The sequence below is a fragment of the Ureibacillus thermosphaericus genome (assembly GCF_002370195.2).
Taxonomy (GTDB): domain Bacteria; phylum Bacillota; class Bacilli; order Bacillales_A; family Planococcaceae; genus Ureibacillus; species Ureibacillus thermosphaericus.
In genome coordinates, this window is sequence record NZ_AP018335.1 from 2,811,558 (window position 1) to 2,832,114 (window position 20,557).

The following is a 20,557-nucleotide window of genomic DNA, read 5'->3' on the forward strand; positions in this document are numbered from 1 at the left end:
AAACGAAAAGATTTATTGAATTGGATCCTTAAAAAAGGGAAATCTAAGTTATTTATAGAAAAGAGTATATATTCGATTTATCCTGCTTTCAGAAGACTGAAAAAATGATTTCATGATAAAATGGAAATTAGGAGGGAAAAGTTAATGAATTTACGTGATTTTATGTTAGGTGTAACAACAGGTTTAGCTGCGGCAGTCATTATAAAAGAAGCTTCAGAACGTATACAACCGTTTATGAATGCAAATCAAGTATTGGAAAATATTAAAGATGAATTTAGAAAAGAAAGCCCTATCGATGGTTCATGGATTTATATGAAGCCTGAAAATTATCATAACGGGGTTATGACAATCCCTGTTTATCGAGGCGGTATTTCAAGAGTATTAGATGGTGAAGTGGAAAACTTTGAATTTGCAGCGGATGCTCGTTCAGGAGTAATCGTTGAACTAAAGAAAGCATAGTCAATGCTTTTAAATAAAAAAGATGGGATACCCCATCTTTTTTATTTAAAATTGAATTTTCGCTTCTTTACTTCTTTTCAATGAATCAATTATGTCTTTCCCTGATTCATCCCACTGAACCATACGATAATACGCATCGTGATAAAAAATAAATTTATATCCATTCGTATAAGCTTCTTTTAATAGCTTCTCTTTAGCAAAAATGCTTGTCATTGGATAATCATCATATGCCATTACCCATAGAGGGTTTTGATGGGCATGAGTTGGCATAATGTCCGCCATATGAATTAACGTTTCGCCTTTTTGCTTCAATTTCACAATGGCATGTCCGTCACTATGGCCGCCTGTATGAATCATTTCAATTCCTGGTGCAACTTCAATAAAGTCAGTAAAAGTAACAACTTGGTCTTGAATCGGCTCCCAATTTTCCGCCCAGTACGTTGCTTTTGAACGAATATTCGGATTGCGCATTTCATCCCATTCAATTTGGGAAACATAAATTTTGGCTTTTGGGAAAGTGGAAACCAATTCGCCCCCTTCATATTTCGTCAATCCACTGGCATGATCAAAGTGCATATGGGTCATCAAGATTCCATCAATAACCTCAACTGTCAAACCCAATTTTTGTAAGCTCTCTTCAATATTTGACTGTTCCGTTACACCATAGTTGCGGATTTGCTTTTCATTTAATTTATTTCCAATTCCGCTGTCAATCATATAATTTTTTCCATTATATTGAATGAGAATTGGTTCACAGGCTAGTTCGATTTGATTTTTTTCGTTTACTGGGTATTTTCTTGACCATAGTGGTTTTGGAACAACCCCAAACATGGCACCCCCGTCTAGTGACGTTACGCCACCATCTAACCATGTCAATGTCATATCGTGAAACTGTAGTTTGTCCATCCATTTCTCCCCCTAAAATATGAAAATGTCTATGAAATCAATTGAAACTTCAATTGGAATTTATCAAAAAATGGTGAGGGAAGTTTCAATAGATTATCAAAATGATTTCTTTACAAACTGAACTTCTAATCGATAAATCGGCTGACCTAAAGAAGAAAACTTTTCTTCATACTCAGTTCGTATATTATCTTCTGGTTCATTTGCATGTAAATCTAAAGAAACATCTTTCAACTTCATGCCATATTGGGACATTGATACCAATGAATATTCAAAAAGCCCTCGGTTATCTGTTTTAAAGTGGATTTCACCTTCATCTATCAAAATCGACTCATAGATTTTCAAAAACTTTTCATGAGTCAATCTACGTTTTGCATGCCGTTTCTTTGGCCAAGGATCAGAGAAATTCAAGTAAACGCGATGTACCTCATTTTTTTGAAAAATTTTCTCCAATTCTTCAGCGTTCACTCTCAATAATCGCAAATTGGGAGGCGAACCTGCTTCCAACGCTTTTTGTAATGCTTTTACAATAACTTTATCAAATAATTCGATTCCAATATAATTAATTTCTGGATTGGCTTGAGCCATGCCAACAATAAATTGCCCTCTTCCAGAACCGACTTCAATATGCAGCGGACGATCATTTCCAAAAAGCTCATTCCACTTCCCTTTATATTCTTCGGGATTCGGAATCACCATTTCAGGATGTTGTTGAATAAATTCTCGCGCCCATGGTTTATTACGTAATCTCACTTTATACCCTACTTTCTATGTTGTTCATTCATTTTACGTATGCAAACTATGCTTTTTAAAAATAATTGTTTTCTATTTATAGAATAAATTATTATGTAACAATTACAACCGTTCATAAAGAAATTAATTTTTCCAGGAATAGAGATACTCTTATTTATTACACTTTCTTCTTTATGTATATCAACGAATAAGTAGTTGTTTATTTTACTGCTCCAAATTTTGAGGATTCAAAATATCGCGGCTATGTGAAGTTGTCTCCACATTATTCAAAATCGCATGTGCCGCTTGTAATTGCATTTTTTTCAAAGGAGATGGAGAGAATTTTAATTGCTGTAACCACGTTGTATACCCACGCTTATCAATGATTTGAACGTTAAAAGGCGTCAGCGAATAATCAAAATAGCCATTCCGTGATAGCAATATTTTTCGAATCGGAAAATCTACCTGATGCTTATTAAATAGTTGTGACACAATTGCTTCCATTCGATTTAATTGAATGAACGGATTCAACATTTTTTCACTTCTTTTTCCTACTTTTTTCGTCCAGAATCGTTCTCCGTCACCAACATATACAGCAGACTCTTCTTCTTCCACAAGCGTGATACATAAACATTCGGTCGGTGTTAAGATGATGACATCCAGTTCTATCGGCGCTTTTTTAATTTTAATAACAGGATAGTAAAATACTAAATAATTATCAGGCAAACGCTGAAGAACTGTTCTTAAAAAACTGTCTCTAAAAAAACGAGGATCGACATATGATTTTTCTAATAGCGTTGAACTCGCCCATTTTATTTGAAAATGGAAAAATTGATCAAGAAACATACGTTTTAACTCTTCAATACTATCTGGATGATAAACGATATGTGGCTCAAAGTACAAAGTGGACTCTTCATCAACCTCTCCTTCTTCATCCGACATCGCTTCATGGGAGACATCAACAGATTCCATATCCTCTTGTTCTTTTATTCGCTTTTGATTGAACCATTTTTTTATAAAGGAGAAGCGGTTCGATTGTTCTTCTTCAATGTGTTCCCAAGATAATGGTTCTTCTCCAGTTAGCCATTGTTGTTTTACCTTTTCCCATTGGGTTCTTTTTAATCTGACATATTGTGTTGGATATCTTGTTAAATCAATTTGATATCTCGAAATATAATCCTGTAGTTTAATTAGTTGAGCCAATGAAAACACTCTCCTACATACTCTCTCGAATTCATTTTACATGACTACTTTAAAAATTCATAGTAACGCTCACATTTAAAAATGAAAAAAGTACCCTCAAAGTATGAGGATACTTTTGTTTTAGTGGTTTAAAAGCAAAACTAAACTATTCTCAATTCAGATTATATATGAAGCGGTTTTGGAATTTTTGTTTCAAATTGTTTTTGTAATTTACGAGTCCATTCTCCAACTTTTCCATCTCGAATCAACTTGCCATCTATTTCAATAACCGGCGTAATTTCAGAAGTTGTACTTGTTACAAATAATTCATCCATTTTCAATGCTTCATGAGTTGTAAATGGAATTTCTTTTACAGGCATATTAATTTCATTTGCACAAGCTATGACAACGTCGCGAGTGATTCCTTTTAAAATCATATTGTTTGCAGGATGCGTATACAATATACCATCTTTTATTCCAAATACATTTGAAGAAGAGCCTTCTGTTACTGTATTATTTCGATGTAGAATCGCTTCATAGCAGCCTTTTTCATGAGCTTCTTGTTTTGCTAATACTGCACCAAGCAAGTTCAATGATTTAATATCACATCGTAACCAACGGATATCTTCCACAAAGGTAGCTTTTACACCTTTTTCAAGATTTTCTAATGGTCGTGGATTTTCTTTCGTATAACCGATGATTACTGGTTTTACAGTATTCTCAGGGAATTGATGCGCACGAGGCGAAGTTCCGCGAGTAACTTGAAAATAAATATGCCCAGTGTTTAATTCATTTTTTTCCACTAATTCATGTAGAAATTGATGAAATTTATCCTTTGTATATGGAATCGTAATTCGTATTTTTTCAGCTGATGCATATAATCGGTCTATATGTTCTTTTACAGTAAACATTTCACCGTTATATACTTTCACAACTTCATATACGCCATCACCGAATTGATAACCGCGATCTTCTTTATCAATTTTGACTTCTTCATCTTTCACAATTTGGTCATTCCATAAAGTGTATCCCATTTTCCCACATCCTTCATTTTTTCGCTGCTAATTCAATAATTGCTTCTGCATATATTGCAGCAGACTTCACTAAGTTGTCAATGACAACATACTCATCTTTTTGATGAGCCACATCAGGTTCTCCAGGAAATAAACTGCCGAATGCCACCCCTTTTTTCAACACTCTTGCATAAGTTCCGCCACCGGTTGATAGTGGTTTAGATTCATCGCCAGTATATCGTCGATAAACTTTTAACAATGTTTGAATCAATTCATCATCTTCAGGAATGTAATGAGGGCTTGAATTTGATATTACTGTTAAATTAAAAGGATATTTCGATAAACGCTCTGTGGCTTCTCGAATTTTTTCTTCATATGGATAAGTGACAGAATAACGCATGCTGACGAGTATATTTCCTCCTCTTTCTGAATCAAAAGAAACTACTCCAGCATTCAATGTTGTTGGTCCTGACATTTCGTCTATATAATCGAAACCTAGAGCTTTCCCATATACATCACTAAAAGCATCGACAATAAAAGAAACAAATGCTTTGCTTGCGTCGGTTGATAAATGTTGTTTTAAAAATTTCGCAAGCATAACGGCAGCATTTATTCCTTTTTCAGGTTCCATTGCGTGGGCAGATTTTCCTGTTACCGCTATTATAACCTGTTCTCCCTCTCTAGTGAAAGATGCTTCTTCATTAAATTGTTTAAAATATTCATAGAATTCTTTTTCAAAATCAGATGAAACATTTTTTACTATCGCTTTTGCAAAATCAGGAACCATATTATGTCGATCACCTGATTTAAAGGAAACGAGTTGCTCATTATGAGACAAAGGACTCGTTTGAGAAAACTGAATTACAGCAATTCCCTTTTCAGCATTGATGAGAGGAAAGTCTGCATCTGGAGCAAAACCTATATCAGGCATTTCTTCTTTTTTGAAATAATGTTCAACACACCGGAATCCTGATTCTTCATCAGTACCTATAATTAAGCGAACCCGTTTGGACAGTGGGATACCGGCATCTTTCACCATTTTCATAGCAAGATAAGCCGCCATTGTCGGTCCTTTATCATCAATGGCACCACGGCCATACAACTTTCCGTCTTTTACGATCCCTTCAAATGGTGGATAAGTCCAATTATCACCAGCTGGAACAACATCTACATGACAAAGAATACCGAGAATTTCTTTTCCCTCTCCCATTTCAATGTGTCCTGCATAATGATCTACATTTTTCACTTTAAATCCTTCTTTTGAAGCTTTCGAAAGAAGCCACTCTAACGCCTTCTTAGGTCCATTTCCAAATGGTGCATCTTCCGTTTTATTCTCTTCATCCAATACACTTTCAATTCGAATAATTTGCTGCAGTCCTTCAATCAATTCGTTTTTTCTTTGTTCTGCTAATGTCAAAAAGTTCATGTATTTCACCTCTTTGATTAATAATTAAAGAGTTTCAAAAAAAATTAGAAAGGTATAAACCCCTTTATATTAACGTATTCTTTGAATAACAAAACACAAAAATTATCTTTATATCGTTTTGAATTGTGGAAAAATTAATAGTTTATTGCTATAATGATTCTGTCAAATGTATTTTTTGACAAAAAATTCTGAAAAGGGGATGTCTAGGACAGAAATTTAGACCTCTCAGTCATTTGTTAGTCGTCCGCTGGTCTTTGCCATGTGAATTAAGATGAAGGAGTGGTTCATGAATATGAAACCCGCTACAAATAGAATGCTAACTCGCATTAAAGACGTGTACTTGTACATTCGGGAGAATGGAACAGTAACTACACAGGATTTAGTTGAAGAGTTTAACATCACTCCTCGCACCATTCAAAGAGATTTGAATGTGTTAGCCTTTAACAACTTGGTAGAAAGTCCAAGTAGAGGCAAATGGACAACGACGAAGAAAAAAGTAAAATTAACTTCATAGAGATAGAAATACAATATATGCTATATTATATTGCATACAGAAAATGAACGAGTGACCTTACGTCGGGGTCACTCTTTTTTATTCACATACTCTCTTATTGATTTTATTTCTTCATCTGTTAGCTCACGATATTCCCCATATTTTAAATTAGAATCCAATGTTAAGTTCCCCATTGATAAACGTTTTAAAAATATCACTTTTTTATTGACAGCTTCAAACATCCTCTTTACTTGATGAAATTTCCCTTCGTAGATCGTTAATTCGATTTCAGAAGTATCTCCGGACTTTAAAATAGTCAATTCTCCCGGTTTTGTAACCGAGCCATCATCCAACACGACTCCTTCTTTGAAGGCCAAAATATCTTCTTCCGTTACGACGCCATCAATTTTTGCATAGTAGGTTTTCGGCACATGTTTTTTCGGTGATAACAGCTGATGGGCTAAATTTCCATCATTCGTTAACAACAATAATCCTACAGTGTCTTTATCTAATCTACCAACGGGAAAAGGTTGATAGTGTCGATCGATTGGGCTTAATAAGTCAATCACGGTCTTTTCTCGAAGATCTTCCGTTGCCGAAATAACACCTTTTGGCTTATTCAACATTAAATAAATGAATTCTTTATAATCTAATTTTTCTCCGAGCACAAAGATTTCTTGACTCATTGGGTCTACGTGCATGGCAGGATCTTTCACAACTTTCCCATCAACCGTCACATGCTCTTTTTTCAACAACTGTTTTACTTCTTTTCGAGAGCCAAATCCAGAATTGGCGAGTATTTTATCTAAACGCATAATTTTCTACACCTACTTTAACCCGAATTTCCCTGCTATACGAGAAATTCGCTCTCCTAATAATTTTTGAGCTAACCCTGTTTTAAAGCTTATAAATGCATAAACATATACGCCAATCGCGACACAAATGGATACCACAATTAAACTGGTCAATTTACTATCAACTGGTCCAAATAACCATACTAGTCCTTTATGCGTCAACAACACGCAAGCAGCCATCACAGCTGTTAAAATAACAATGAGAAAAGTGCGTCTTAATACAATTTTCGATTGATAATTTAATACTTTCTTTAAAACGATGATGTTTATGGCAATCGAAACGGAATAACCAATTGCTGTCGAAAGAATTGCTCCATCCGCTTGCATTGCTTCAATAAGCGGCGTATTCAGCACTAACTTTATAAGAATACCTGTTAACAAGCTGAAAACAATCCACTTTTGAAAGTCAATGCCTTGTAAAAGTGCGGATGTTACTTGGAATAAAGCGAATAAAATCGCTACTGGAGCATAGTGAGCAAGCACTTTCGCTCCCATTTCACTTTGAGCATACAAAAGGAAGTAAATTTCATGAGATAATAATGCAATTCCAATTACTGCAGGCAATGTGATGAAAAATAATATTTGATAAGACTTATCCATTGCCCCTTTCAATAATTGAAATTCACCACTGTTGAAATATTTTGCAATCGTTGGTACCAGTGCTAAAGATAAGCTAGTTGCTAGCATTACGGGAATAATAACTACTTTGTGAGTTGTAAAGTTAATCATACTTAAATATAGGTCAGATACTTCTGACATCCCAATATTTTTCATCGCATTATTAAATGTCAACATATCGACTAATTGGAAAAGAGGGTTGGCGATTCCGACGAAAATCATCGGTATGGAATAGCGTATCACTTCCATATAAATTTCAGTTAATTTAATGTCAGAGTTTCTGCTGCTTTGACTTCTAAGCTCATTCATTTGAGGTCGATATTTTTTCCAATAATAAAATAATACGAAAAGTCCTCCGATTGCTCCGATAAAGGCAGCAAATACTGATAATGCAATAGCTGTTTCAGCTTTCCCTTTTAAAAGGATCATCACAATGAATGAAGCACAAAGTAAGAATAAAATGCGCACAATTTGTTCCACTAGTTGTGAGTATGCTGTCGGCTCCATAATTCCATATCCTTGGAAAAAGCCACGCCACAAGCTCATAAATGGAACGACAATTAAAGCAAAACTAACCCATCGAATCACTGATGCCACTTGTTCCACTGTGAAAACTTGCTCTTCACTTCGGATGACGATTTCTGCAATCGGTGATGCAAGTAAGTTTAATAATAAAAATGTCAAAAATCCTGTGATTATCATTGTGAGCAGCCCAGATTTTAACAACTTCCGTCCCGCTTCATAATCGCCAATCGTATTATACTTAGCTACAAACTTTGATACTGCAACTGGTGCGCCGGAAATGGCAACAGACAGCATGATGGTATATGGAATATAAGCATATTGGTAGAGGATGACGTTTTCTTCTCCGACAATTGCATAAAAAGGGAATACATAGATTAATCCAAGTACTTTCGATAAAAACATGCCGATTGTTAATATAGCTGTACCTTTCATTAAAGAGGACATCAAATTCATCCATTCTATAAAGGATTTTTTATAATCATCACATTCATTATTATGTATTTTTAACGTTTATGCAGTTTATTAGTTCTTTTTAATTCAAGTAAATAATCATAGTATATAATTTTACATCAAAAAATAAGCACTACCTCATATTCTTTTGAGATAGTCCTTTATCAGAAATTATAAAATCTATAAACATTGAAAGAATCGCACCGGTTCCCCGAATAACAGGGAAAACCGGTACGAAACACCCTCATGAACAATTTATTTTTATTTCTCATCAATAAAGAAACGCTTATACCACACAAGGAAAACATATACTGTCCAAATGTATCTTGCGTGATTTGCTTTATTATGATAATGCTCATCTAAATATTTCATCAATTGATTCGTATCAAAAAATTCCTTCGCATAATCAGATTGAAAGGCTTCTTTGACCATATTATAATACTTCTCTTCTCGAAGCCAATGGCGAATTGGAACAGGGAAACCGAGCTTTGGACGCTTTGCCCATTCTTCAGGAAGCTCTTTTAAAGCAGCAAGCCTTAATGCAAATTTTGTATCTTTTTCATTCACACGATAATTCGTAGGAATGTTTTTTGCTAATTCCATCACTTTTTTATCTAAAAACGGTACGCGCAGCTCCAAAGAATGAGCCATGCTCATCTTATCTGCTTTCAATAAAATATCTCCCGGCAACCAAAGATTTAAATCTAAATATTGCATTTTCGTTACGTCATCTTCATATGGTACTTCATCGTAAATCGGTTTTGTTATTAAATGAACACTAGGGCCAGTACGATAAGCTGGTTTTAATACGTTTAAGGCATCTTCTTCATCCCACACAACCGCTTCCCCAATGAAGCGTTCTTCGATTGTTTGTCCACCTTTTATTAAGAAGTTCGTATATTTATTTTTCGGAAGTTTCTTTGCAATAGCTCCAATGATTTTTCTTAAGCCAAACGGAATTTTTTCATAGGTTTCCATTCGCTTCGAAGGTTGGTACCATTCATAACCTCCGAAAATCTCGTCTGCTCCTTCCCCAGATAAAACAACCGTTACATCTTTACTCGCTAATTCACAAAGGAAATAAAGCGGTACAGATGAAGGGTTGGATTGTGGTTCATCCATATGCCATTGAATGGTAGGCAGTTTTTCAAATACATCATCAGCAGATACATATGTGCGTTTATTTTCGATATTGAGAATATCGGATAATTCTTTTGCATGATCCGTTTCGTTGAACATTTTTTCGTAATTTTTAAATCCAACAGAGAAAGATGTATTCGGGCGCAATAATGAAGTTACGTAACTGGAATCAATCCCTCCAGATAAAAAGGAACCAACTTTCACATCACTTATTTTGTGGGCCTCAACTGATTCTTTCACTGTTTTTTGGATTTCTTCAACATAATGTTCCAACGTGCCATCTTTCGCATGGTATTTTTTATCCCAATATTTTTCCATTTTTACGATTTTGCCCTCTTTAATAATCATGTAGTGGGCAGGTCGTAATTTATAAACTCCTTTAAAGAACGTTTCGTCCATAGATGAATATTGGAATGTTAAGTACGGACGTAAAGCATCTTTATTTAATTCTTTAATAAATGAAGGATGGGGCAAAAATGATTTAATTTCAGATCCGAAAATGAACGTATTATCTTTTGTATTTTTTGTATAATATAACGGCTTAATTCCAAAACCATCGCGGGCTATCATCATTTGATTGCGGTTTTTATCCCAAATACAAAAGGCAAACATACCGCGCAGTTGTTTTACAAACTCTTCACCATATTCCATGTAACTATAAATCAGTACTTCGCTGTCTGACTTTGTTTTAAATTGATAGCCTTTATTAATTAGCTCTTCCCGCAATTGTTGGAAATTATAAATTTCCCCGTTAAAAACCAAAACGATGCTTCCATCCTCACTATAGAGAGGCTGATTTGCTGCATCAGTTAAATCGATGATGCTTAGACGACGAAATCCTAGGGAAACTTTTTCATCAATATGTATGCCTCCGCTGTCTGGTCCACGATGTATAATTGTATCCATCATTTTTTCAATTGTTTGGTGATGGTCTATTTTCTCCGTTCCATGTATATATCCAATAAATCCACACATTACTTTTCGCCTCAACTTTCTGCATAACAAAATTATTTTATCAGAAATTGCTCCGTAATCATACCGAATTATGATTATAAAACGATTCTACTTAAGATTCAATGAATCTTCTCAATTGTACTAAACTCGACAAAGCTAGACAATTTCTAGATAATTTTTCTATATGGACTTGCTACTTATATTTTTTCCAAATGCTATTCCTTTTTACAATTCCAAAAGATTTATATTTTCATCCATCCAGCGTGTATAATATGAAATGAAAAAATCTAAATGAAAGAGAGATTTTCTTATGTACGACTGTATTGTAATCGGAGGCGGTCCATCCGGTTTAATGGCTGCTATAGCGGCTGGTGAACAAAAGAAAAAAGTAATGCTAATTGAAAAAGGAAATAAACTTGGAAAAAAACTTGCGATTTCAGGCGGCGGTCGCTGCAATGTTACCAACCGATTACCTGTTGAGGAAATCATTAAACATATACCGGGAAATGGTCGTTTTCTTTATAGCGCCTTTTCCATTTTTAACAACGAAGATATCATACAATTTTTTGAAAGATTAGGTGTACCGCTTAAGGAAGAAGATCACGGGCGCATGTTTCCTGTCTCCAACCAAGCACAAGATGTGGTTGATGCCTTGACGCGTGAATTAAAACGTTTGAACGTAGAAATACGATTACAAACTTCTGTCAGCAAAATATTAATGGATGATGAAAAAGTTTTAGGGGTTCGTCTACAAGATGGTTCTGAAATTCGTTCAAAAACAGTAATCGTGGCAGTTGGCGGCAAAGCGGTTCCTCAAACTGGTTCGACTGGAGATGGATATCCTTGGGCAGAACGAGCAGGTCATACAGTTACAGAATTATTCCCGACAGAGGTGCCGATTATATCGAAGGAGCCTTTTATTCAATCTCGGGACTTGCAAGGTTTATCATTAAGAGATGTAGCGGTTTCCGTATTAAATAAAAAAGGAAAACCCATTATTACTCATCAAATGGACATGCTCTTTACTCACTTTGGGATAAGTGGACCAGCCATATTGCGGTGTAGCCAATTTGTTGTGAAAGAATTAAAGAAAAATAGTGGTGCACCTGTTCAAATTCGTATACAAACCTTAATCAACTATAATGAAGAAACTTGTTTCCAATACTTAAATCAACTTCTAAAAAAGGAACCGAAAAAATCGATAAAAAATTTATTAAAACCGTTAGCTCCTGAGAGATGGCTATTATTTTTACTTGAAAGAGCAAATATCGATGCTTCAAAATCTTGCGCAGAAATTTCACAAGAACATATACGAAAATTAGCTCATGAGCTTGTATCGTTTACAATGGATGTCCATGGTACGCTGCCTTTAGAAAAAGCATTTGTTACTGGTGGTGGTGTGTCCATTAAGGAAATTGATCCTAAAACGATGGCCTCGAAGAAAAAGAAGGGATTATATTTTTGTGGTGAAATTTTAGATATTCATGGTTATACGGGAGGCTATAATATTACAAGTGCTCTTGTAACAGGACGTATTGCAGGAATGAATGCAGGAAAATAAATTTCATTGCTTCTGCCATGTCTTATCGAACAGGAGAGAATTTTTTACTTAATTCCCTTTTCGACATGGCAGAAGAATGAAATGAAAAATATGTTTATGCGTTTGTTTTCTCTTTATGGAATTCTCTTCCATCCGTAACTGCATCTACATATCCAGCACGGATGACGAAATCTCCGAAATACTCTCCTTCAAGCCGCTCATTTGCATAATGTTCAAAAATCGGCCTTAAAGTAGCTAATATTTCTTCTTCTCCTATATTTTCTTTATACAATTTAGCAAGTCGAGTACCTTGGAAACTTCCTCCTAAATGTAAATTGTATTTTCCAGGACCTTTTCCGATGAATCCAATTTCAGCCATAGCTGCTCTAGAACAACCATTCGGACAGCCAGACATCCGAATCACAATATCTTGATCAAATAAGCCGTATTCTTTTAAAATTGGTTCAATTTTTTGAATAAGGGTAGGTAAATACCGCTCAGACTCAGCCATCGCCAATCCGCAAGTCGGCAATGCAACACAAGCGATCGAATTTCTGCGTAGAGCTGAGTAATTGTCACTTTCCGTTAATTGATATTTTTCAATGATTTTATCAATGTTTTTTTTCGATCTTGGGCTTACATTGGCAATGACTAAATTTTGATTTCCTGTAAAGCGAAACTCACCTTTATGAATTTCAGCAATTTCTCGTAATGCGGTTTTTAATGGATAATTTTCAAAATCGCGGACACGGCCATTTTGAATAAATAATGTGAAATGATATTTACCATCTTCCCCTTTAACCCAACCATAACGATCGCCCGTGTGTTCAAAACGGAAGTCACGAGCTTCTTCAAATTCATATCCTAATCGTTTTTCGATTTCTTTCTTCACATTTTCTAAACCAAGTCGATCGATGGTGTATTTGAAGCGAGCATATTTACGTACTGAACGATTACCGTAGTCTCGCTGTACAGTCATAATTTTTTCACAAACATCAACGATTTTATCTTTCGAAACATATCCTATAATTCTCGCTAACTGAGGATAAGTGTTTGTATCCCCATGAGTCATTCCCATTCCTCCACCGATTGCCACATTGAAACCAACCAATTCATCATTTTCAACAATGGCAATTAAGCCGATATCTTGAGAAAAGACATCTACATCATTAGCAGGTGGAACAGCGATACCAATTTTAAATTTACGTGGTAAATAAAGAGCACCGTAAATAGGTTCTTGTTCCTCATGCGTATCTACAACTTTTTCATGATCTAACCAGATTTCATAATAAGCGTTTGTTCGAGGCAATAAATGTTGGCTGATTTTTGCTGCGTAATCAGATACTTCTTGATGCAGTTTAGATTGATAAGGATTTGCATTACACATGACGTTGCGATTTACGTCTCCACATGCAGCAATTGTATCAAGCAAAATACTATTTAACTCTTGTAAATGTTTTTTCATATTCCATTTTAAAATTCCATGGAATTGGATTGTTTGTCGTGTTGTAATTTTGATTGAACCGTTTCCATATTTATCAGCCAGTTCATCTAATTTTATCCATTGATTTGGTTTTGCAACTCCAGCTGGCATACGCAAACGCACCATAAATTGGTATGCCGGCTCTAATTTTTTACGTTCCCTTTCTACCCTTTGATCCCTGTCATCTTGCAAATAACTTCCATGGAATTTTAATAATCGATTATCCCAATCAGGAATACCGGATGTAACTTCATCTTGAAAAGATTCAGCCAATGTTCCACGCAAATAGTTACTTGCTTGCTTAATCTCCTCTACATCACTAGGTTTTCCCTCTTGGGGTGGTAACACAATTTTTTTTGTCACGTTTGCTTCCTCCTTAGTAAACATCCCGCTGATAACGTTTTTGCTTACGCAATTCTTCTAAATATTCCATTGCATCTTCTTCCGACTTGTTGCCTTCCTGTTGAATAATTCGGAGCAACGTCTCTTGCACATCTTTTGCCATGTTTTTATCACCGCAGACGTAAACAGCTGCCCCTTTTTCTAACCATGCATACAATTCTTTTGCATGCTTAAGCATTTTATGTTGTACATATACTTTTTCCTCTTGATCTCGAGAAAAAGCAACATCAAGTTTCGTCAACACTCCAGATTTAAGCCAGTTTAACCATTCCCTTTGATATAGGAAATCTGTTACGAAATGTTGATCTCCAAAGAACAACCAGTTTTCTCCACTAGCACCGCGCTCTTCTCGCTCTTGAACAAATGCGCGAAAAGGAGCTACACCTGTTCCTGGACCAATCATAATGATAGGTGTATCATCATCTACAAGTTTAAAGTTTGGATTTTTCTGAACATATACTTGTACTTGATCTCCCACTTCTAATTGATCGGCAACATATGTCGAGCAAACACCTAGTCTTTCTCTACCATCTACTTCATAACGAACAACACCGATTGTGACATGGGCTTCTTCAGGATATGCTAATAAGCTGCTTGAAATGGAATATTGTCGGGCAGGAATTTTACGCAAACAGTTGATGAAACCTTGGGCATCCCAATTAAATGATCCAAATTGTTCCACAACATCTAATAAATCTCGACCATTCATAAATTGTTTTAAAGTTTCCTGATTTTCGATTAATGCATGGAAATCTTTATTTTCCGTATACTCTGCGATTTTATTCATCAACGGCTTTGTTAAAAGTGTTATTTCAAATGTCTTTAATAACGCTTCTTCAAGTGTAACAGATGTTCCATCCACATCGACTTTTGTGCTTGCCTCAAATCCTAATGCAGAAATTAAAGAGTTCACAAGTGTTTGATTGTTAATCGGGATGATAGCTAAACAATCCCCTGGTTCAAAAGCAATTCCTGAATTTTCAAGAGAAAGTTCCAGATGGATTGTTTCTTTATTGGAACCTTGCCCGTTTAAATTAATCTTTTCAATGATTTCTGCAACAAAAGGATTTTTGCGAGAATATTCCGTCTCTTCTTGTAATACAGTCGCTGCTGCTTCTTGTTCAGAAGGAGTAAATTGTGTAAATTCACTATGCAATTTCTCCTTTACTTCTCCAAACCACTTTTCTGCTTGTTCTGCATAATCAACATCACAATCAACCCGATCCACTAGGCGTTTTGCCCCTAGTTTTTCTAGCTGAATATCAAAATCTTTACCAGTTTGACAGAAATATTCATAGCTAGAGTCGCCTAATGCAAGTACAGCGTATTGTACATGATCTAATTTTGGCGCTCGTTTTCCATGTAAAAAGCTGTGGAAAGCAATCGCGTTATCTGGTGGCTCTCCTTCGCCGTGGGTACTTGCTACAATCAGTAAATATTGAGCTTTTTTCAATGCATTCGTTTTATAATCACTCATTGATGAAACCGAAACTTCTAAACCTATCTGTTGAAGCTGGTCGCCAAACTTTTCTGCAAGTTTTTGTGCGTTTCCAGTCTGACTGGCATAAAGGATTGTCACATGTTTTTGAATTGGGGAAGATGCAACGGCTTGTTGAGTCATTTCTCTAGGAGCTTCTATAACGCCAATGTTCGCACTTGCAGTTAAATATCCAGTTAACCAAATTTTTTGTTGGGGAGTTAACGTTGCTAACACTTCATTTAACTGCTTTACTTGTTTTTCATTAAATGGACTATTGATGACTTCTAACACTCTGCACACCTCGATAAAATAAATTCTTTTCTTACTTCAATCGAATCTTTTCGTTTTTTTCGATTTGAATAATAAAATTATCTTGAACAATTAAAGTGATTGAACCGTAATTCATTGTGCTAATCATTTTTTTAATACTTTCCATTGCCTTCTCAAAATTTTGTTGTTTTTTATCCATTTCAATCACTCCCTACAAATGAATATAGTGATTCTTCAATTCTCTCAATGAAAACTTGACGCACATTGTCGTCATAACCTAAACATTCACACAACACCACTTGTTCTTTCAAAAATCCTTGTTTCGCTACCCTTTTCTCAATGCCTAATTTTAATAACCCTGTAAATAATAAATAAGGAATTATGAATACCCGATTTTTGCTTTCATTTAATTTCATTAATTTTTCGTCGAAGGATGGTCCGTTACCATACAAAAAGCAAATATCAACTTTTGCATATTCGTATGTTTGTTGAAGGAGTTTTGCAATTTCTCCTAGTTCCTTCTGTACACTTGGATCACTGCTTCCCCTCCCAATCAACAAAATCTCCGTTTCCTTTGGGTCTACTGGACTTTGTTCCATTACTCGGCTGTGTAAACTATGAATAAGCTTTTCATGAACGCCGAGAGGCTTTCCAATCGTAAAGGTAACAAAAGGATATCGTCTTTTTGCTTGTTCGATTTCAGATGGAATATCGATTTTTGCATGATTTGCAGAAAGCAATAATAGTGGGATTACTGTAATGCATGTTGCTCCTTTCGAAACACATTGCTCTATTCCTTTTAAAATCGATGGTTCTGCCAGTTCTAAAAAACAATATTCTTGAATGCCAACATCGATATAGGATTTTACTGTTTCAATAAACTGAATCGCTTCTTTTACACCCTCTTTTACTCGGCTACCATGAGCAACATACAACAATGCTTGCAATTTCATCCCTCCTGTTTACACAGTTTCACGTAAAGTCGACTGACATTCTTCAAACCACGCAATCTTTTCACGCATGTTTACAACTTCTCCTACTATAATCATTGAAGGATTTTTTATTTTCTCTTCACTAGCGATGCTTACAATCGTTTCTAACGTACCCGTAACAACTCTTTGATGGCTCGTAGTTCCCCATTCAATTAAAGCTACAGGAATAGTTGGATTTCGCTTATATTTCAACAATTGCTCTGTAATGTATGGCAAATTACCAATACCCATATAAATTGCTAACGTATCGACTGATTCTGATAAACCTTTCCAATCAATTCCTTCGTCTTTTCCCTCTCTCATATGACCAGTAATAATTGCAAAGGTCGAACCAAAATCTCTATGAGTTACAGGAATTCCAGCATATGCAGGTGCAGCAATACCAGAGGTAATGCCTGGCACAATTTCAAACGGAATGCCCGCTTCCCTCAAGACCTCTGCTTCTTCTGCCCCACGCCCAAATACGAAAGGGTCTCCACCTTTCAACCTTGTAACAATTTTCCCTCTTTTTGCATGGTGTACAAGCAATTGGTTTATTCTTTCTTGTATGACATTATGTAATTTTGGTAACTTTCCGACAAAGATTAGTTCAGCGTTTGGTTTCGCATAAGTAAGCAACTCTTTTGATACAAGACGGTCGTACAAAATAACATCTGCTTGTTGAATACATCTCAAACCTTTTACCGTTATTAAATCGACACTGCCAGGACCAGCCCCTACAATATATACTTTTCCCATTTTGTTCCCTCACGTTTTTCCTGAAATATACAATCAATGATAATCATGAATACTAAAAACCTTAAATTCTTATAAAACAACTAAGTTTTATGTTTTTTATATATTACGAAATACCCTATAGCTTTTCAATACTTTTTTCCAAATTAAGAATAATGGATTCATTTTTTCAAATCAGCCAAACCAATTACAACCCGATTTAAAAACTTACATTAACAAAAAGGCCATAATATCCCCTTGAACACAAGTACTCGTGTCTTTATGGTTCATCCGGAGAATATTACGGCCTCTAGTTTTCTAGTCAGCACTTTAATTCATAGTAATTTGGTATAAATAATAAGGTTACAAACTTAATAAGTCAATAGAATTTTTATAATTCTATAAATTTAGTAAGAATTATTTACATAAAAAATAACAATGACTCAAAAGGTTTCTTACTTTTGAGCCATTGTTTTCAACAAATGCTTTTTATTTCACAACAATATTGACAAGTTTTCCTTGAATGGTAATCACTTTAACAATTTCTTTTCCTTCAACAAGTTCTTTCACTTTTTCATCTTCTTTTGCAATTTCTTCTAATTGTTCTTTTGATGCATCTTTCGCTACTTTCACTTTTGAGCGGACTTTCCCGTTAACTTGAACTACAATTTCAACTTCATCATCAACGAGTTTTGATTCATCATAAGTTGGCCAAGGTTCATATGTAATCGTACCCTCATGGCCTAAAATTGACCAAAGTTCTTCACCAATATGTGGTGCAATTGGAGAAAGCATTTTTACAAAGCCTTCTGCATACTCTTTTGGTACTACTTCTACTTTATAACATTCATTGATGAACACCATTAGTTGAGAAATTGCTGTATTGAAATGTAAGTGATCGTAGTCTTCAGACACTTTCTTTACTGTTTGATGATAAACTTTTTCCAACGTTTTATCATCGGACTCTTGAATTTTATTAGAAAGTGTCCCATCTTCGTTTACAAATAGTCTCCAAATTCGATCTAAGAAACGTCTTGCTCCATCTAGCCCCTTCGTAGACCATGCAACAGAAGCATCTAGAGGACCCATGAACATTTCATAAAGTCTCAACGTGTCTGCACCATGGCTTCGCACAATGTCGTCAGGGTTTACAACGTTACCTCTTGATTTAGACATTTTTTCATTATTTTCTCCTAAAATCATTCCTTGGTTGAATAATTTTTGGAATGGTTCTTTCGTTGGAACAACGCCAATATCGTATAAGAATTTATGCCAGAAGCGAGCGTATAGCAAGTGAAGAACAGCATGTTCCGCACCACCAATGTAAATATCTACTGGCAACCAGCGTTTTAAAAGCTCTTCATCCGCAAGTTTTTCTTTGTTATTTGGGTCGATATAGCGCAAGAAATACCAGCTGGACCCTGCCCATTGAGGCATTGTATTAGTTTCACGACGACCTTTCTTACCTGTTTTCGGATCTACTACATTTACCCAATCTTCAATATTTGCTAGTGGAGATTCTCCTGTACCACTTGGGCGAATATCATTTGTTTTAGGCAAGCGAAGAGGTAACTCTTCCTCAGGTACTGTTGTCATTGTGCCATCTTCCCAATGGATAATCGGAATTGGTTCGCCCCAATAACGTTGACGGCTAAATAACCAATCACGCAGACGATAAGATACTTTTCTTTCTCCTACGCCTTTTTCTTCCAACCACTCGATGGCTTTCTTAATTGCATCTTCTTTTCCTAAACCATTTAGGAAATCGGAGTTGATATGTGGTCCATCTCCAGTAAACGCTTCTTCTTCAATATTTCCGCCTTCTAAAACAGGAATGATTGGTAAATTGAACTTTTTCGCAAATTCATAGTCTCTTTCGTCGTGTGCAGGAACTGCCATAATGGCACCTGTTCCATATGAAGAAAGCACATAGTCCGCAATCCAAATTGGAATAGCTTTTCCGTTAACTGGGTTAATGGCATAAGCACCAGTAAATACACCTGTTTTTTCTTTTGCTAAATCTGTACGTTCTAAATCAGATTTAGATTGTACTTGTTCAATATAAGCATCCACTTGTTCTTTTTGTTCAGGAGTCGTAATTTCTTTTACTAAATCATGTTCCGGTGCAAGAACACAATATGTCGCTCCAAACAATGTGTCAGGACGTGTTGTGAACACACGGAATTGTTTGTCAGTACCTTGTACAGTAAATGTAACTTCAGCACCTTCTGAACGGCCAATCCAATTTCGTTGCATTTCTTTAATGCTTTCAGGCCAATCCAACTCATCTAAATCTTCCAATAAGCGGTCAGCGTATGCTGTAATTTTTAGCATCCATTGTTTCATTGGTTTACGTATTACCGGATGCCCTCCGCGTTCTGATTTACCATCAATAACTTCTTCATTGGCAAGCACAGTACCAAGAGCTGGACACCAGTTTACAGGTACCTCATCAATGTATGCTAATCCATGTTTATATAATTGAATAAAAATCCATTGTGTCCATTTATAATATTCTGGATCTGTTGTATTGATTTCCCGATCCCAGTCATATGAAAATCCTAATTCTTGAATTTGACGTTTGAAGTTCTCGATATTTTGTTGAGTGAACTCGGCAGGATCGTTACCTGTATCTAATGCATATTGCTCAGCAGGGAGTCCAAACGCATCCCATCCCATTGGATGAAGGACATCATAACCTTGCATGCGTTTATAACGAGATAATATATCTGTCGCTGTATAGCCTTCTGGGTGACCTACATGCAAACCTGATCCAGATGGATAAGGGAACATGTCCAATGCGTAAAATTTAGGTTTCGAATTATCGTTTAATGTTTTAAAGGTTTTATTTTGCGCCCAATACGTCTGCCATTTCTTCTCAATTTCTCGATGATTGTAACTCACGGGTACTTCCTCCTTGACCTAAT

17 protein-coding genes are annotated in these 20,557 nt (G+C 35.6%); 3 read left to right on the plus strand and 14 right to left on the minus strand.

Going from position 1 to position 20,557, the window contains the following annotated elements:
• The first annotated feature begins 144 nt into the window (after positions 1-144).
• Positions 145-459, plus strand: a complete 315-nt coding sequence (locus UtA1_RS13490) for a hypothetical protein (protein WP_016837067.1) — start codon at positions 145-147, stop codon at positions 457-459.
• A 45-nt stretch (positions 460-504) separates the two neighbouring features.
• Here UtA1_RS13490 and UtA1_RS13495 read toward each other — a convergent pair whose 3' ends face one another.
• From UtA1_RS13495 to pepV, 5 genes are all read right to left on the minus strand, one after another.
• On the minus strand, positions 505-1,365 hold the full coding sequence (locus tag UtA1_RS13495; protein WP_096551600.1) for a YtnP family quorum-quenching lactonase: 861 nt from the start codon (positions 1,363-1,365) through the stop codon (positions 505-507).
• Positions 1,366-1,461: 96 nt separating this feature from the next.
• Positions 1,462-2,115 (minus strand): tRNA (guanosine(46)-N7)-methyltransferase TrmB, encoded by a 654-nt coding sequence (gene trmB, locus UtA1_RS13500; protein ID WP_096551602.1) that lies wholly within the window; start codon positions 2,113-2,115, stop codon positions 1,462-1,464.
• 204 nt (positions 2,116-2,319) lie between these two features.
• Positions 2,320-3,297: a nuclease-related domain-containing protein gene (locus UtA1_RS13505; RefSeq protein ID WP_096551604.1), complete on the minus strand. Its 978-nt coding sequence runs from the start codon at positions 3,295-3,297 to the stop codon at positions 2,320-2,322.
• A gap of 161 nt (positions 3,298-3,458) precedes the next feature.
• Positions 3,459-4,310 carry a D-amino-acid transaminase gene (gene dat, locus UtA1_RS13510; protein ID WP_096551606.1) on the minus strand — a complete coding sequence of 284 codons (852 nt, stop codon included), beginning with the start codon at positions 4,308-4,310 and terminating at the stop codon, positions 3,459-3,461.
• A 13-nt stretch (positions 4,311-4,323) separates the two neighbouring features.
• Positions 4,324-5,715, minus strand: a complete 1,392-nt coding sequence (gene pepV / locus UtA1_RS13515; protein WP_096551608.1) for a dipeptidase PepV — start codon at positions 5,713-5,715, stop codon at positions 4,324-4,326.
• Positions 5,716-6,007: 292 nt separating this feature from the next.
• Here pepV and UtA1_RS13520 point away from each other — a divergent pair, with 292 nt between their 5' ends.
• Positions 6,008-6,229, plus strand: coding sequence for a DeoR family transcriptional regulator (locus tag UtA1_RS13520; RefSeq protein ID WP_026018962.1), 222 nt, complete (start codon positions 6,008-6,010; stop codon positions 6,227-6,229).
• 68 nt (positions 6,230-6,297) lie between these two features.
• Here UtA1_RS13520 and UtA1_RS13525 read toward each other — a convergent pair whose 3' ends face one another.
• The 3 genes from UtA1_RS13525 to asnB all read right to left on the minus strand — a co-directional run bounded on the left by UtA1_RS13525 (position 6,298) and on the right by asnB (position 10,770).
• A complete protein-coding gene (locus UtA1_RS13525) occupies positions 6,298-7,023 on the minus strand; it encodes a pseudouridine synthase (RefSeq protein WP_096551610.1) in 726 nt (241 codons plus the stop codon).
• A gap of 12 nt (positions 7,024-7,035) precedes the next feature.
• Complete coding sequence (locus UtA1_RS13530) at positions 7,036-8,649, minus strand: putative polysaccharide biosynthesis protein (RefSeq protein ID WP_096551612.1); 1,614 nt, start codon at positions 8,647-8,649, stop codon at positions 7,036-7,038.
• Positions 8,650-8,916: 267 nt separating this feature from the next.
• Positions 8,917-10,770 (minus strand): asparagine synthase (glutamine-hydrolyzing), encoded by a 1,854-nt coding sequence (gene asnB / locus UtA1_RS13535; protein ID WP_096551614.1) that lies wholly within the window; start codon positions 10,768-10,770, stop codon positions 8,917-8,919.
• 289 nt (positions 10,771-11,059) lie between these two features.
• Between asnB and UtA1_RS13540 the strand changes: the two genes are divergently transcribed.
• Complete coding sequence (locus tag UtA1_RS13540; RefSeq protein ID WP_096551616.1) at positions 11,060-12,310, plus strand: BaiN/RdsA family NAD(P)/FAD-dependent oxidoreductase; 1,251 nt, start codon at positions 11,060-11,062, stop codon at positions 12,308-12,310.
• Positions 12,311-12,404: 94 nt separating this feature from the next.
• On the opposite strand, the gene cysI is transcribed toward UtA1_RS13540, so the two are convergent.
• The 6 genes from cysI to leuS form a co-directional block, all read right to left on the minus strand.
• Complete coding sequence (cysI, locus tag UtA1_RS13545) at positions 12,405-14,135, minus strand: assimilatory sulfite reductase (NADPH) hemoprotein subunit (RefSeq protein ID WP_232019850.1); 1,731 nt, start codon at positions 14,133-14,135, stop codon at positions 12,405-12,407.
• 13 nt (positions 14,136-14,148) lie between these two features.
• A complete protein-coding gene (locus UtA1_RS13550; protein WP_096551620.1) occupies positions 14,149-15,945 on the minus strand; it encodes an assimilatory sulfite reductase (NADPH) flavoprotein subunit in 1,797 nt (598 codons plus the stop codon).
• 31 nt (positions 15,946-15,976) lie between these two features.
• A complete protein-coding gene (locus UtA1_RS13555; RefSeq protein WP_408056479.1) occupies positions 15,977-16,090 on the minus strand; it encodes a DUF2292 domain-containing protein in 114 nt (37 codons plus the stop codon).
• Between the two features lie 34 nt (positions 16,091-16,124).
• On the minus strand, positions 16,125-16,871 hold the full coding sequence (locus UtA1_RS13560) for a sirohydrochlorin chelatase (RefSeq protein ID WP_016837051.1): 747 nt from the start codon (positions 16,869-16,871) through the stop codon (positions 16,125-16,127).
• 15 nt (positions 16,872-16,886) lie between these two features.
• Positions 16,887-17,654 (minus strand): uroporphyrinogen-III C-methyltransferase, encoded by a 768-nt coding sequence (gene cobA / locus UtA1_RS13565; RefSeq protein ID WP_096551622.1) that lies wholly within the window; start codon positions 17,652-17,654, stop codon positions 16,887-16,889.
• 465 nt (positions 17,655-18,119) lie between these two features.
• On the minus strand, positions 18,120-20,534 hold the full coding sequence (gene leuS / locus UtA1_RS13570; RefSeq protein WP_096551624.1) for a leucine--tRNA ligase: 2,415 nt from the start codon (positions 20,532-20,534) through the stop codon (positions 18,120-18,122).
• Between the last annotated feature and the right edge of the window lie 23 nt (positions 20,535-20,557).

Bases quoted from the DNA above. Each gene is read 5' to 3' on its own strand.
- UtA1_RS13555 (WP_408056479.1), bottom strand. From the start codon at position 16,090: ATGGAAAGTATTAAAAAAATGATTAGCACAATGAATTACGGTTCAATC.
- dat (WP_096551606.1), bottom strand. From the start codon at position 4,310: ATGGGATACACTTTATGGAATGACCAAATTGTGAAAGATGAAGAAGTC.
- cobA (WP_096551622.1), bottom strand. From the start codon at position 17,654: ATGGGAAAAGTATATATTGTAGGGGCTGGTCCTGGCAGTGTCGATTTA.
- pepV (WP_096551608.1), bottom strand. From the start codon at position 5,715: ATGAACTTTTTGACATTAGCAGAACAAAGAAAAAACGAATTGATTGAA.
- UtA1_RS13520 (WP_026018962.1), top strand. From the start codon at position 6,008: ATGAAACCCGCTACAAATAGAATGCTAACTCGCATTAAAGACGTGTAC.
- UtA1_RS13530 (WP_096551612.1), bottom strand. From the start codon at position 8,649: ATGTCCTCTTTAATGAAAGGTACAGCTATATTAACAATCGGCATGTTT.
- UtA1_RS13495 (WP_096551600.1), bottom strand. From the start codon at position 1,365: ATGGACAAACTACAGTTTCACGATATGACATTGACATGGTTAGATGGT.
- asnB (WP_096551614.1), bottom strand. From the start codon at position 10,770: ATGTGTGGATTTATTGGATATATACATGGAACGGAGAAAATAGACCAT.
- UtA1_RS13490 (WP_016837067.1), top strand. From the start codon at position 145: ATGAATTTACGTGATTTTATGTTAGGTGTAACAACAGGTTTAGCTGCG.
- UtA1_RS13525 (WP_096551610.1), bottom strand. From the start codon at position 7,023: ATGCGTTTAGATAAAATACTCGCCAATTCTGGATTTGGCTCTCGAAAA.
- UtA1_RS13540 (WP_096551616.1), top strand. From the start codon at position 11,060: ATGTACGACTGTATTGTAATCGGAGGCGGTCCATCCGGTTTAATGGCT.